Source organism: Streptomyces roseolus, assembly GCF_014649855.1.
Classification (GTDB): Bacteria; Actinomycetota; Actinomycetes; order Streptomycetales; family Streptomycetaceae; genus Streptomyces; species Streptomyces roseolus.
On sequence record NZ_BMTV01000007.1, the window covers coordinates 210,435 to 224,265 of the forward strand.

The following is a 13,831-nucleotide window of genomic DNA, read 5'->3' on the forward strand; positions in this document are numbered from 1 at the left end:
GACGCAGGCGCACGGGACGCAGGCGCGCGGCGCGGGTGGGCGCGACGGGGCCGCGCACGGGGCTCCGGACACGCCCGCGTACGGCATCCCGGTGCGCGGGGGGCATCCCGCGGACGAGGAGGGCGGGCGGCCGGCGCCCGAGCGGTACGGGCCCGCCACCGGCGCCGTGCCGGTGATCCCCGGGCCCCGCAGGGCCGCCGCGCCCCCGCCGCCCGAGGCCGGGACCGAGGTCGAGGCCGCCGCGGCCCGCGGCGGCAAGGGGTGGGCGTTCACCGGGATCGCCGCCGCGGCCGTCACCACCTGCCTCGCCCTCGTCGTCGCGGGCCAGGTCGCCGACGGCGAGGGCGACGCGCCGTCCGCGCACGCCGCGCAGAAGCCCGCCGAGCGGGCCTCGGACGGTTCGGCCTCGCGCTCCGACGAGCGCGTCGCCCCGTCGAGCCCGGTCCCCGCGAAGACGCAGCCCGCGCCCACGTACGAGCAGTTGATGACCCGTCAGTTCCCGATCGACCCCCAGCTCACCGGCTCCGGCGAGTTCGAGGCCGTGGCCGGGCTCGACAAGGCGCCGGGCCCGGGGCGGAAGTACCGCTACCGGGTGGACGTCGAGAAGGGGCTCGGCCTCGACGCCAAGCTCTTCGCGCGGGCCGTCCAGCAGACCCTCAACGACAAGCGCAGCTGGGCCGGCCGGGGCGCCATGACCTTCGAGCGGATCTCCAGCGGGCAGCCCGACTTCGTCATCACCCTCGCCAGCCCCGGCACCACCGGCACCTGGTGCGCCAAGTCGGGACTCGACACCACCGTCGACAACGTCTCCTGCGACTCCGCCTCCACCGAGCGCGTGATGATCAACGCCTTCCGCTGGGCGCAGGGTTCGGAGACCTTCGGCCCGAAGGCGATGCACGCGTACCGGCAGATGCTGATCAACCACGAGGTCGGGCACCGGCTCGGGCACAACCACGTGTCGTGCCGGACGCCCGGCGCGCTGGCGCCCGTGATGCAGCAGCAGACGAAGTCCCTGAACGTCGACGGAATCAGCTGCAAGCCCAACCCCTGGGTGCACCCCGGGAGTTGATCCCGTCGTTCGGCGATTCCGGCCGGAGGCGCATTCACCGCCTCCGGCCGTCGGCGTTTCGCCTTTCCGGCTTTCTCGCGCGCGCCCCGGAATTCGGCTTTCCCGTCCGGTTTCCCGTCGGGTTTCCCGCCCGGTGACGTACTCCGGACGAACGCGGCCGGGCCGGGAAAGTCACGCGCATTCACCCCTTCCGGTGGTGTGGCGGACAACCGTCCGTCGCACCACCGGCCGCTGCGCTTACGTTCATCCCGCTGTGGGATTCCCGGCCCGGGAATCCCCGTCGACGACGACCGGGGGTGTGGACTCGTGCGGATCGGACTGCTCACGGAGGGTGGCGCACCGTGCGCCACCGGTGACACCGGAGCGTGGTGGCAGCGGCTCGTCCGCGGCCTCGCCCCCCACGACTTCGACCTGTACGCCGTCGGCGGCCCCCTCCCCGCCCTCCCGCTGCCCCCCAACACCCGGCTCGTCCCGGCCGTCGGCGAAGGCGCCCCCGCGGCCGCCCCGCCCGAGCGCGCGGGCCGCCGGGCCTACGGCCGGCGTGACCGCCGCCGCTTCGCCGAGGGCTTCCGCTCCCTCGCCGCCGGCCTCACCGCCGAGACCACCCCCGGCACCGGGGAGGACGAGCCCGCGCGGGCCTTCGCCGACGGCCTCGGCGCCCTCGCCGACCTCGCCCGCGACAGCGGCGGACTGCCCGGCGCGCTCCGCTCCGACGAGGCCGTCCGCCTCCTGGAGGCCGCGTGCCGCGCCCCCGGCGCCCGTCGCGCCGCCGCCGCGGCCGGACTCCGCGACCACCTCGCCTTCGCCGACCACCTGGAGCGGGTCCTGCGCCCCCTCTCCCTCGACTGGTACGACGAGACCGCCCTCGGCGCCGCCGACCTCTGCCACGCCACCGCCGGCGGGCCCGTCGCCCTCCCCGGCCTCCTGGCCAAACGCTTCTTCGGCACCCCGCTCCTCGTCACCGAGTACGGCGTCGGCCTGCGCTCCCACTACCTCGACGCGGGCACCGCCGACCGCTCCACCCCCCTGCGCACCCTGCTCGCCGCCCTCCACGGCCGCCTCGCCGGGGAGACGTACCGCGAGGCCGCCCTCCTCACCCCCGGCAACGCGCACGCACGCCGCTGGCAGGAGCGCCTCGGCGCCGCCCGGGACCGGGTCCGCACCGTCCACCCCGGCATGCCCGCCGAGCGCTTCGCCGAGGTCGGCGAGGACGAGGAGAGCGGCGAGCCCGGCACCCTCGTCTGGATCGGGCGGGTCGAGCCCGCCAAGGACCTCGTCTCCCTCCTCCACGCCTTCGCCGAGCTCCGCGCCCGGCGGCCCGGCACCCGGCTGCGGATCGTCTCCGTCCCCGCCGAGCAGGGCGAGGCCGACCACTGCGGCTACCTCGCGCAGTGCGCCGCGCTCGCCGCGCAGCTCTTCCCCGACGAGGCGGCCGGTGCCCACGCCGTCGGCGAGAACCCCGTCTCCTTCGAGGAGCTCGGCGGACCCGAGGCGCCCACCCTGGAGGACGTCTACGCCTCCGCCGCCGTCGTCATCCTCTCCAGCACCGTCGAGGGCTTCCCCGCGAGCCTGGTCGAGGCCATGTTCTGCGCCCGCGCCACCGTCTCCACCGATGTCGGCGCGGTCGTCGAGATCATCGGCGGCACCGGGCTCGTCGTGCCCCCGCGCAACCCCCGGGCGCTCGCCGACGCCTGCCTCGCGCTGCTGCGCGACCCCGGACGCAGGCACCGGCTCGGCGCCGCCGCCCGGGCCCGCGCGCTCGAACTCTTCACCGTCGACCAGAACCTCGCCGCGTTCCGCGGCATCTACCTGGAACTCCTCTCCCACGCGCCGGCACGCCACCGCGCCGGGTCCGACGTGCCCTTCGCCCACCCCGCCGAGGCCCACCTCCCCGGCAGCTGGGCGCCGAAGGCCGTCCCCGCGGGCACAGGAGCCCCCGATGCCTGAAGGAGGCACCCCCATGCGCGGCCCCGCCGCCCCGACGAGCCCCGGAGCCTGGGACGCCCGCTCCGAGGCACTCCTCGGCGCCCCCGCGGTGGACGCGGAACCCACGCCGTCCGGCATAGCCCCGGGGGCCACCGGCACGCTCCCCACCCTCGACCTCCACGCGGACCCCGCCCCCCTCCCCGGCGGGGAGACCGCCCTCGACGACCTCCTCTCCGCCTTCGGCCCGCCCCGCCCGACCCCGCACGCGCGCGTGCCCGGGGAGGAGCCGGAGGACGCGCCCGAGCCGGAGGCCGCGACCGGTGCCGCGGAGGACGCGCCCGAGCCCGCTCCCGTACCGGAGCCGGATCCCGAGCCGGAGCCGGAGCCGGAGTCCGTCCCCGCCCCGGGCGGGGCCGTCGCGCCCGGGCCCGGGGCCGCCTGGGGCGAGCCGCCCGCCCCCGCCGCCGTGTCCGCCCCCGCGCCCGCGCCCGGGAAGGCGCGCCGCAGCGGTGGCGATCCCGTCAAGGTGCTCCTGCACCGGCACCGGGAGCTGTGCGAGCGGGCCGTCGACCCGCTGGAGGTCGCCGCCGGACTCGAGGCGCAGGGCTTCACCGACCGGACCGCCGCCCGCTACCGGCACCGGGACGTCTTCTCGCTCGCCGAGGAGCTGTACGCGCGCGTGCCGCGCGCCCACCGGGAGGCCGCGCCCGACGAGGACGCCGAGGCACCCCGCGCGCCCTGGGCGCTCGCCGCGTGCGCGCCCGGGGCCGCCGCCGCGCTGCTCGTGCCCGCGCTGCTCCACCTCGACGGCGCCGCCCGCCTCGTCACCGCGGCCGCCGGGGCGGCCGGGCTCGCCGCCGCGCTCGCCCTCGCCGTCCGGCGCGGGCCCCTGCACGCGCCCGCCGCCGCACCCGCCACCCCGGTCTGGACGCTCTGGCTGCTCGCGTACGCCGTCGCCGGCGACGGGCTCCTGGAGGAGGTGCTCCGCGGCGGACCCGACGGCGCCTGGCGCATCGACCCCGCGCCGCTCCTCGGGCTCGCGCTCGCCGTCGCGCCCGCCGCCTGGTGCGCCCACCTCTTCGCGGGCCGGGCCCGGCGGCACATCGCCGAAAGCCGGGGCCTCGCCGACTTCGCCACCGCCACGCGCGCGTGGCTGCTGGCCGCCGTGCTCCTGCACCTCGCCGCCCTCACCGCCCTGCTCGCGCTCACCGGCCTCACCGCCGGGGCGCTCGCCCTCGGCGCCCTGCTCCTGACCGCCCGGCTGCTCGCCGTCCACGGACACGGCGAGACCGCCGCCGCCGCACTCGCCGCCGCCTGCGCCGCCGAAGCCCTCGGCCTCGCGAGCGTGCTGGCCGCCCGGCTCCCGCTCCCCGGCTTCGACGCGCTCGCCGTCCCCGTACGGACCACCGTCGACGCCTGGGGCGCCGGCGCCCTCCCCGCGCTCGTCTGCGGTGCCGCCGCGCTCGGCCTGCTGGCCCACGCGACCGGCGCCCTCACCCGGGCCTCCGCCCACACCACCCCCTGACCCGTCGCACCCGCGGAGCCGACGCCGCGGGCGCCCGGCCCGACTCACCACCCGCAAGGAGAACCCAGACCATGACCCCTCACTCCCCAGCACCGGCCGGTCGGCACGAAGGGGCCGCACGATGAGGGTGCTACTGCTCGGAGCCAACGGCTTCATCGGCCGCTTCGTCGCCGACCGGCTGCTCGCCGACCCGGCGGTCCACCTCACCGCCCTCGGCCGCGGCGACGACGCCGACGTCCGCTTCGACCTCGCCACCGGCAGCCCCGGCGCGCTCACCCGCTTCCTGGACGCCGTCCACCCCGGCGTGGTCGTCAACTGCGCGGGCGCCACCCGCGGCGGCGCCCGCGACCTCACCCGGCACAACACCGTCGCCGTCGCCACCGTCTGCGAGGCCCTGCGCCGCAGCGGCTGCGGCGCCCGGCTCGTCCAGGTCGGCTGCGCCTCCGAGTACGGGCCCAGCCAGCCCGGTTCCTCCACCGCCGAGGACGCCGTGCCGCGCCCGGGAGGCCCGTACGGCGTCTCCAAGCTCGCCGCCACCGAACTCGTCCTCGGCTCCGGCCTCGACGCCGTCGTCCTGCGGGTCTTCTCGCCCGTCGGCCCCGGCACCCCGGCCGGCTCCCCGCTCGGCCGGCTCGCCGAGGCCATGCGCCGCGCCATGCAGGCCGGCGACGGCGAGCTCAAGCTCAGCGGCCTCGGCGTGCAGCGGGACTTCGTCGACGTCCGGGACGTGGCCCGGGCCGTCCACGCGGCCTCCCTCTCCGCCGCCCAGGGCGTCGTCAACATCGGCACCGGCCGGGCCGTCCGGCTCCGGGACGCCGCCGCCGTCCTCGCCCGCGTCGCCGGCTACGCGGGCAACCTCCACGAGGTCGACGCCCCGCACGGCGTCCCGCAGCGGCCCGTCATCGGCGCCCCGCGCACCGAGGCGACCATCGCCGAGCAGCTGGCCGCCGCCCCCTTCCCGTACCCCGACGGCTGCGGGCCCTGGCAGCAGGCCGACGTCCGCACCGCCCGCGACCGGCTCGGCTGGCGCCCCCGCATCAACCTGGAGGAGTCGCTCGCCGACATCTGGATGGAGGCGGCGTGTCGCATCTGACGCGCACCGGCACCGCGACCGGCACCGTCCGGACGCTCGGCGTCGGCGCCCCCGGCTACGCCCACCCGCTGCTCGCGCCGGTCGAATGGGCCGAACTGACCCGCCCCGGCACACCCGTGCACTGGGCGGTGCTCAACGTCGCCGACGGCCCCGGCTCCCGCCCCGACCCGCACTGCCTGGAGACCGCCGGACGGCTGCGGCACGCGTTCGAGGAGGCCGCGCGCGGCGCGTCGCCGAGGGGCGGTGGCCGGACGACGGGCGGGAGGGTGCTCGGACACCTGGACCTGGCGCACGGCTCGCGGCCCTTCGGGGAGCTGGTCTCGCAGGCCCAGCGCTACCTCGACTGGTACCGCGTCGGCGGCTTCTACCTGGACCGCTGTCCCACGGACCGGACGGACCTGCCAGGAGTGAGGAGGGTCACCGCGGCGCTGTCGGCCCTCCTCGGCGGCGACGCCCACCTCGTCCTCGGCCAGGGCCGCCACCCCTACCCCGGCTACGCGGAGACGGCGGACCAGCTGGTCACCTTCTCCGGTTCCTGGGTGGACTACCGCTGGTCGCAGGTGGCCGAGTGGACCGCGGACTACCCGGAGGGCACGTTCGCCCACTTCGTCCACGGGGTGCCGCGCACCCACCTCGACGAGGCGCTGCGGATCGCCCGCTGGCAGGGCGCCGGCACGATCTTCTTCACCGACCGCACGGCGGCCCCGGGACAGAACAGCCCATTTCACTCGCTGCCCGGCTACTGGGACGAAATCGTCTCGCGTATCGGACCGGGTGTCTCGGAATGAGGAGGGGCGTGGCAGTGTTACGGGGAGAACAACCGTACTGACATACCGACCAACGGAGTCCCCGTGTCGCTGCCACCCCTGGTCGAGCCGGCTGCCGAGCTCACCGTAGACGAGGTCCGCAGGTACTCCCGCCACCTGATCATCCCCGACGTGGGGATGGACGGGCAGAAGCGGCTGAAGAACGCCAAGGTGCTGGCCGTGGGCGCCGGCGGCCTCGGCTCGCCGGCCCTCATGTACCTGGCCGCGGCCGGTGTCGGCACGCTCGGCATCGTGGAGTTCGACGAGGTCGACGAGTCGAACCTGCAGCGCCAGATCATCCACAGCCAGGCCGACATCGGCCGCTCCAAGGCGGAGTCGGCGCGCGACAGCGTGCTCGGCATCAACCCGTACGTGAACGTGGTCCTGCACGAGGAGCGGCTCGAAGCCGACAACGTGATGGACATCTTCAGCCAGTACGACCTGATCGTCGACGGCACCGACAACTTCGCCACCCGCTACCTGGTGAACGACGCCTGCGTGCTGCTGAACAAGCCGTACGTCTGGGGCTCGATCTACCGCTTCGACGGCCAGGCCTCCGTCTTCTGGTCCGAGCACGGTCCCTGCTACCGCTGCCTCTACCCGGAGCCCCCGCCGCCGGGCATGGTCCCCTCCTGCGCCGAGGGCGGCGTCCTGGGTGTGCTCTGCGCGTCCATCGGCTCCATCCAGGTCAACGAGGCCATCAAGCTCCTCGCCGGCATCGGCGAGCCGCTGGTCGGCCGCCTGATGATCTACGACGCCCTGGAGATGCAGTACCGCCAGGTGAAGGTCCGCAAGGACCCGAACTGCGCGGTCTGCGGCGAGAACCCGACCGTCACCGAGCTCATCGACTACGAGGCCTTCTGCGGCGTCGTGTCCGAGGAGGCCCAGGAGGCGGCGCTCGGCTCCACGATCACTCCGAAGCAGCTCAAGGAGTGGATCGACGAGGGCGAGAACATCGACATCATCGACGTCCGTGAGATCAACGAGTACGAGATCGTCTCGATCCCGGGCGCCCGTCTGATCCCGAAGAACGAGTTCCTGATGGGCAACGCCCTCCAGGACCTCCCGCAGGACAAGAAGATCGTCCTGCACTGCAAGACGGGTGTCCGCAGTGCGGAAGTCCTCGCCGTGCTCAAGTCCGCGGGCTTCGCGGACGCGGTGCACGTCGGCGGCGGCGTGATCGGCTGGGTCCACCAGATCGAGCCCGAGAAGCCGGTCTACTAGGACGTGGTGCGCGAAGGCCCCGGACCAGGACGGTCCGGGGCCTTCGCGCGTCCCCGCTACCCGCAGGTCGTGCCGTACGCGGGCACCTTCCCGTCGAGCAGGTACGCGTCGACCGTCCGCGTCACGCACGGGGAGGTGCCGTACGCGCCGTGCCCCTCGCCCTTGTTGGTGACCAGGATCCCGACGCCCTCGCCCAGTTCCTCCGCCATCCGCTCCGCGCCCTCGTACGGGGTCGCCGGGTCGCCCGTCGTGCCCACCACGAGCACCGGGGCCGCGCCCGGGGCGGACGCCGCCGGGGTCCTCGCCTCGCCCTTCACCGGCCAGCCGGCGCACCAGCCGGCCGTGTCCCAGGCGAGGAAGGCGCCGAAGACGGGGGAGAGCCGGCGGAACTCCGGCAGCAGCGCCTTCGCCCGCGCGGCCGTCGGGCGCTCGCTGGAGTCGGCGCAGGAGATCGCCCGCTGGGAGTGCGACCGGGTGGCGTAACGTCCCTGCTCGTCGCGGTCGTTGTAGGCGTCCGCGAGCCGCAGCAGCCCGCTGCCGTCACCGGCCTCGGCCGCCTCCAGGGCCTCGGTGAGCAGCGGCCAACTCGACTCCGCGTAGAGGGTGACCGCGATGCCGGTGGTCGCCAGGCCTTCGGTGAGCAGCCGGTCGCCGACCTCCAGGGGCCGCCGGTCGAGCGCGGCGAGCAGCGTGGTGATCCGCGCGGTGCCGGCCCGCGGGGTCTGCCCGGTGGACCTCAGGTAGTTGTCCAGGGCCCGCTGGAAGCCGACCGTCTGGTGCCGGGCGTGGCCCGCGGCGTCGGCCGTCGGGTCGACCACCGCGTCCAGGACGAGCCGGCCCACCCGGCGGGGGAAGAGGTGGGCGTAGGTGCCGCCGAGCTGGGTGCCGTACGAGATGCCGAAGTAGTGCAGCTTCTCGTCGCCGAGGGCCTGCCGGATCACGTCCAGGTCGCGGGCGGTGGCCGAGGTGGTGGTGTACGGGATCACCGTGCCCGAGCGGCGGGCGCAGCCGGCCCCGAAGCCGGCGGCGTCCTTCAGGTAGGCGGCCTCCTCGGCGGGCGTGTCCGGGGTGGAGTCGACCGCGGCCTCGGCGGCGGCCTGCTCGGCGTCGTCACGGCAGACGACCCCGGAGCTGCGGCCCACCCCGCGCGGGTCGAAGCCCACCAGGTCGTACCGTTCGCCCAACGAGGCGTACTCCCCGGACAGCTGCGGCAGCATCTCCACCCCGGAGGCCCCCGGCCCGCCGAAGTTGAAGAGCAGCGACCCGATCCGCCGCTTCCGGTCGGTCGCCTCCTTGCGGATCAGGGCCACGCCCAGGGTGGCCCCGGCCGGCTTCGCGTGGTCCAGCGGGACCTTCACGGTGGCGCAGCGCCACTCGGCGCCGGCGTCGTCGCAGCGCTTCCAGTCGAGGCGCGGGGAGGCGGCGGGCTTGGTGCCGGAGCCGGCGGGGCCCGCGCCCGTACAGCCGGCGGCCAGCAGCCCGCCCGCGACGGCGAGCACCGTCAGACGCCTGCGCAGGGACCGTATGGACCGCATGGACAAGGGAGGACCCCCCGGGTTCGGGCCGAGACCGGCTCGTCATCCTAGGGGGCCCGGGGCGGCTCCTCGTGGGCGGCTACCTGCAGACGGTGCCCGAGGCGGGGACCTTGCCGTCGAGGAGGTAGCCGTCGACGGCCTTCTTCACGCAGGCGCTGCCGCCGTTGTACGCGCCGTGGCCCTCGCCCTCGTACGTCAGCTCCACACCGACGCCCTTGCCGAGGGCCTGGACCATGGCGCGGGCGCCCTCGTACGGGGTCGCGGGGTCGCCGGTGTTGCCGACCACCAGGATCGGCGCGGAGCCGGGCGCGGAGACGTCCGGGTGCTCCCAGGTGCCCGGCACCGGCCACTGCGAGCAGGAGGAGAGGGCCCAGCCCATGAAGTCGCCGAAGACGGGGGAGGCCTCACGGAACTGCGGCAGGCGTTCCCTGGCCTGGCCGAGGGTGTAGCGCTCCTTGAAGTCCACGCAGTTGATGGCGGCGTTCGCGGCCTGGATGTTGCTGTAGCTGCCGTTCTCGCCCCGGCCGTTCATCGAGTCGGAGAGGGCGAGGAGGAGGGCGCCGTCGCCGCCGTCCGCGGCCTCCAGGCCCTGCTCCAGGTACGGCCAGAACTCCTTCGAGTACAGCGACTGGGCGATGCCGTTGGTGGCCTGGGTCTGCGTCAGCTTCCGGCTGCCGATGCCGGCGATCGGCTTCTTGTCGAGCGCGGTGAGGAGATCGGTGACGCCCTTCTCGATCTCGGCGACCGTCGAGCCCGGCAGGGCGCACTCGTCGCCCCGGTCCACGCAGTCCTGCGCGAAGTTGTCCAGCGCCAGCTGGAAGCCCTTCGCCTGGCCGAGGGCGCCCTCCTCGACGCCCGCGTCCGGGTCCACGACCGCGTCGAAGACGGCCCGGCCGACGCGCTCGGGGAAGAGGTGGGCGTAGACGCCGCCGAGCTCCGTGCCGTACGAGATGCCGAAGTAGTGCAGCTTGTCGTCGCCGAGGACCTGGCGCAGGAGGTCCATGTCGCGGGCCGCGCTCTCCGTGCCGACGTGCGGGAGGACCGGGCCGGCGTCGGCTTCGCAGCCCGCGGCGTACTTCTTCTGCGCGTCGGACAGGGTCCGCTCCTCGGCCTGGTCGTCCGGGGTGAAGTCGAGGGCGTAGTACGCGTCCAGCTCCTTGTCCGTGGCGCACTCCACCGGCTCGCTGCGGCCGACGCCGCGCGGGTCGAAGGAGACCAGGTCGTAGCGGGAGCGCAGGGTCTCGTAGTCGTTCGCGAAGCCCGGCAGGCCGGTGACGCCGGAGCCGCCGGGACCGCCGAAGTTGAAGACGAGGGAGCCGATGCGGCGGGCGTTGTCCCTGGCCCGCGCGCGGATCAGGGCCAGCTCGATCGTCTCGCCCTCCGGCTGGGACCAGTCCAGCGGGGTGCGCAGGAACGCGCACTCCCACGGGGTGCCGCCGGGGAGCGGGGTCGGGGCCGAACCGCCGCCCTCCGCCGGGGACGGCGGCGGGCAGGTGTCCCATTCGAGCTGCTGGCTCGTGAGGGAGGAGAGGCCGTCGGTGCCGGTGGGGCGGGCCCGGGTGGCCTCGTCGCCGTCGTCCGAGCAGCCGGTCAGGCAGAGGAGGGTGGTGGCGGTGAGGAGGGCGGCGGCGCGCCGGCCGGCGGAGAAGGGCATGTCCCCATGCTCGTCGCCCCCGCCGCCCCCCGCCCGCGACACACCCCCAAGCGGGTGCACCCGCCGCCGTTTCGTCGTGGGTACCCTCGCGGGTGCCTCCGCACCCGCGCCTGGACCCGCGCCGACCGCGCGCCGCACACGGGGCGCGGGTTCAGGCGCGGAAAGCCTCGGCCCGGCGAGGGGGCGCGGCCCCTGGTGGGACGCCCCCCACAGGGACGGCGGCTACAGCGCTTCCCGTTTCGTCAGCCAGTTGAAGCAGAGCCAGCCCGGCAGGACCGGAAGCCACAGGGTCAGCAGACGGTAGAGGAGGACCGCGGGGGTGGCGACCTCGACGGGCAGGCCCACCGCGACCAGGCCGCCGATGAGGGCGCCCTCGACCGCGCCGACACCGCCGGGCGTCGGGGCCGCCGAGCCGATCGCGTTGCCCGCGAGGAAGACCACGGCCACGCTCGCGTAGCTGATCGACGCGTTCCCGTGTCCGAAGGCGCGGATCGAGGCGTCCAGGCAGAGGACGAAGGTGCCGGTGATCAGCAGCATCCCGCCGATGCCCGTCGCCAGCTTCAGCGGTCGCTGGAGCACGTCCAGCATGCGCGGCACCACGCCCGCGAAGAGCGAGCGCAGCCGCGTCGAGACGAACTTCCGCATGAACGGGATCGCCGTCACCACCAGGACCAGCACCGCGACCGTCAGCAGACCCGCGATGACCGTCCTCGACGGCGTGAAGGACTGCGACTTCTCGGTGCCCGTCAGATAGCCGAAGGAGAGCAGCAGCAGGATGTGCGCCCCGAGCCCGAAGAGCTGCGAGGCGCCGACGCTCGCCACCGCGAGCCCCGGGCGCACGCCCGCGCGCTGGAGGAAGCGGGTGTTGAGGGCGACACCGCCGACCGCCGCCGGGGCGACGATCTTCACGAACGAGCCGGCGACCTGGGCCACCACCGTCCGCCAGAAGCCCACCCGCTCCGGCACGAAACCGAGCAGGCTCATCGCCGCCGCCACGTAGCTGAGCGCGGAGAAGAGCACGGCCGCCGCCACCCACCGCCAGTCCGCCTCGCTCACCGTGGACAGCGGGGTCCGGGTGATCTGCGACAGCAGGAAGTAGGCGGCGACCGCGCCCGCGATCAGCGAGATCAGCGTCCGCGGCTTGATCCGCTCCAGCCGGACCGGCTCCACCGGCGCCTGCGGCCGGATCAGCAGCACCTGCCGGCGGATCTGCGCGAGCAGGTCCTCCTCGCGGGCCTCGTCCAGGGCCTCGTCGAGCGCCCGCTTCTCCGCCTTCTTGTCCGCCCGTTTCTCGGCCTTCTCGGCCTTGGGGTCGGCGTCCGGCGCCGGCAGCCCCTCGTGGGCCGCCGCCTTGGCCCGCTCCCGCTCCCTCTTGGCCTCCTCCGAGGCGGCCAGGACCGCGTCCCGCTCCCGCTGCGAGCGCTCCCGCGCCAGCTTCCGCAGGGTCGCGCGGGTCGAGCGGCTCAGCGCGATCGGCTGGAGCAGCGGCAGACAGTCCGCCACCGCGTCCGGGCCCAGCACGTCCACGGCCGCCGCGACCGCCCGCTCCGCCCCGACCCGCAGGCCCAGGGTCGTCAGGAACTGGGCGATGTCCATCCGCAGCACCAGATCGCCGGCCGCGATCTCGCCGCCGCGCAGGTCCGTCAGGAAGACCCTGCCGGAACGATCCACCAGGATCGCGTCCCCCGACAGCCTGCGGTGCGCGATCCGGCGCGACTGGAGCGCCCTCACCTGCCGCCAGGCGCTGCGCACCAGCGCGTCGGTGATCTCGTCGTCGTCGAGCGAGTCCAGGCTCCGTCCGCCGATGTGCTCGTACACGAGCATCACCGCGTCCGGGCCCAGTTCGGAGGTCGCGATCAGCTTCGGCGCGTTCGCGCCGGCCGCGATCGCCGCGTACGCGAGGAGCGCCTCCTGCTCCAGGGCCTGCCGGAGGGAGACGATCGAACGGCGGGTCGTCACCGTCCGCAGGGTGATCCGCCGCCACAGCCGGTAGAAGAAGCCGTGCGCCTGCTGCTCCCGGTCGACGACCGTGACGTCCAGCGGCGGCCCGTCCTCCAGGGTCACGAGGTACCGGCGGCCCCGGTCCCCGCTCTCCGCGGTCTCCGGCACCTCCTCCGCGCGCAGCGCGGTCACCGGCCGGAAGCCGACCCGGCGCAGGCCCGCGAGGAGGGTCTGGCCGGTCGGCCGGACGTTCGGCGAGCCGACCGCGTACAGGGTGCCGTACGCCACCGTCCAGCCGATGAGGACGGTGAGGATGATCGAGAAGGCGGTGGTGTAGCCGGCCACCAGCATGGTGAAGGCGTCGAGCAGCAGCACCGACCAGAGCGAGAACCGCCAGCGCGGTCTTCGGGCCATCCCGACGGCCGTCATGTAGGCGATCACCGGCGCCAGGTAGTTGTGCACCGGGTCGGTCAGCCCGCCGCCGCTCGCCGGCTGGGTCAGCGCGTCCTGGATGGTGTCCGGCGCGGCCTTCGCCACCCACAGGTCGATCGCCAGGGTGACGCCGTGCGCGAGCACCGCCGCGAGCACGCCGTCCGCGATCCGCAGCCCGTCCCGTTTCACCAGCCGCTCGATGGCGAACGCCACCGGCAGCACGAGGATCGCGATCGACGAGACCAGACCGGCGATCTTGACGAAGACGTCGGAGGCGCCGACGGCCCCCTTGTTGATGTCCTGCTCCAGGCCGGACGTGGTGCCGTGGGCGACGGCGGCGATGGCGAGGACGACGGCGATGGCGAGCGTCCCGGCGAGCAGGCGCATCAGGTCGGAGGGCCGGTGGACACGCGCGGCGAGCAGCGGCTCGTCGCCGGAGACCCGTTCGGGCATGTCGGGCCGAGCCTCCCCGGGAGGCTGTGTGTCCTGACCCATCACCATGTCCGTCTCTGCGTGTACTGCTGCTTGCGTCTGTCGCTGTCGATCTCGGAGTCGATCTCGTATCACCGGTCACCGCCCGGACGATGGTGGCACGAAGAGCAGTCCGGCGGAGGCATCAGGGCCAT

Annotated in this window: 9 protein-coding genes; 6 read left to right on the plus strand and 3 right to left on the minus strand. The window is 75.0% G+C overall.

Annotation, left to right across the window (positions count from 1 at the left end; genetic code table 11):
- The 6 genes from IE245_RS10880 to moeZ form a co-directional block, all read left to right on the plus strand.
- Positions 1 to 1,069 (plus strand): DUF3152 domain-containing protein (locus IE245_RS10880; RefSeq protein WP_229851204.1); only part of this gene is annotated, 1,069 nt, incomplete at its 5' end.
- A 306-nt stretch (positions 1,070 to 1,375) separates the two neighbouring features.
- Positions 1,376 to 3,016 carry a glycosyltransferase gene (locus IE245_RS10885; protein WP_189946585.1) on the plus strand — a complete coding sequence of 547 codons (1,641 nt, stop codon included), beginning with the start codon at positions 1,376 to 1,378 and terminating at the stop codon, positions 3,014 to 3,016.
- A gap of 13 nt (positions 3,017 to 3,029) precedes the next feature.
- Positions 3,030 to 4,520 (plus strand): hypothetical protein, encoded by a 1,491-nt coding sequence (locus tag IE245_RS10890; protein WP_229851205.1) that lies wholly within the window; start codon positions 3,030 to 3,032, stop codon positions 4,518 to 4,520.
- Positions 4,521 to 4,641: 121 nt separating this feature from the next.
- A complete protein-coding gene (locus IE245_RS10895) occupies positions 4,642 to 5,613 on the plus strand; it encodes an NAD-dependent epimerase/dehydratase family protein (protein WP_030747407.1) in 972 nt (323 codons plus the stop codon).
- Entirely contained in the window at positions 5,601 to 6,401 is an 801-nt protein-coding gene (locus IE245_RS10900) for a spherulation-specific family 4 protein (RefSeq protein WP_189946586.1), read from the plus strand. The genes IE245_RS10895 and IE245_RS10900 overlap by 13 nt, the downstream gene beginning before the upstream one ends.
- A gap of 63 nt (positions 6,402 to 6,464) precedes the next feature.
- Entirely contained in the window at positions 6,465 to 7,643 is a 1,179-nt protein-coding gene (gene moeZ / locus IE245_RS10905; protein WP_189946587.1) for an adenylyltransferase/sulfurtransferase MoeZ, read from the plus strand.
- Between the two features lie 56 nt (positions 7,644 to 7,699).
- Here the strand turns inward: moeZ and IE245_RS10910 are convergent, their stop codons facing one another.
- From IE245_RS10910 to IE245_RS10920, 3 genes are all read right to left on the minus strand, one after another.
- Positions 7,700 to 9,178, minus strand: coding sequence for an alpha/beta hydrolase (locus IE245_RS10910; RefSeq protein WP_189946588.1), 1,479 nt, complete (start codon positions 9,176 to 9,178; stop codon positions 7,700 to 7,702).
- Positions 9,179 to 9,257: 79 nt separating this feature from the next.
- Positions 9,258 to 10,832: an alpha/beta hydrolase gene (locus tag IE245_RS10915; RefSeq protein WP_189946589.1), complete on the minus strand. Its 1,575-nt coding sequence runs from the start codon at positions 10,830 to 10,832 to the stop codon at positions 9,258 to 9,260.
- Positions 10,833 to 11,054: 222 nt separating this feature from the next.
- Positions 11,055 to 13,700 carry a lysylphosphatidylglycerol synthase domain-containing protein gene (locus IE245_RS10920; protein ID WP_229851206.1) on the minus strand — a complete coding sequence of 882 codons (2,646 nt, stop codon included), beginning with the start codon at positions 13,698 to 13,700 and terminating at the stop codon, positions 11,055 to 11,057.
- Between the last annotated feature and the right edge of the window lie 131 nt (positions 13,701 to 13,831).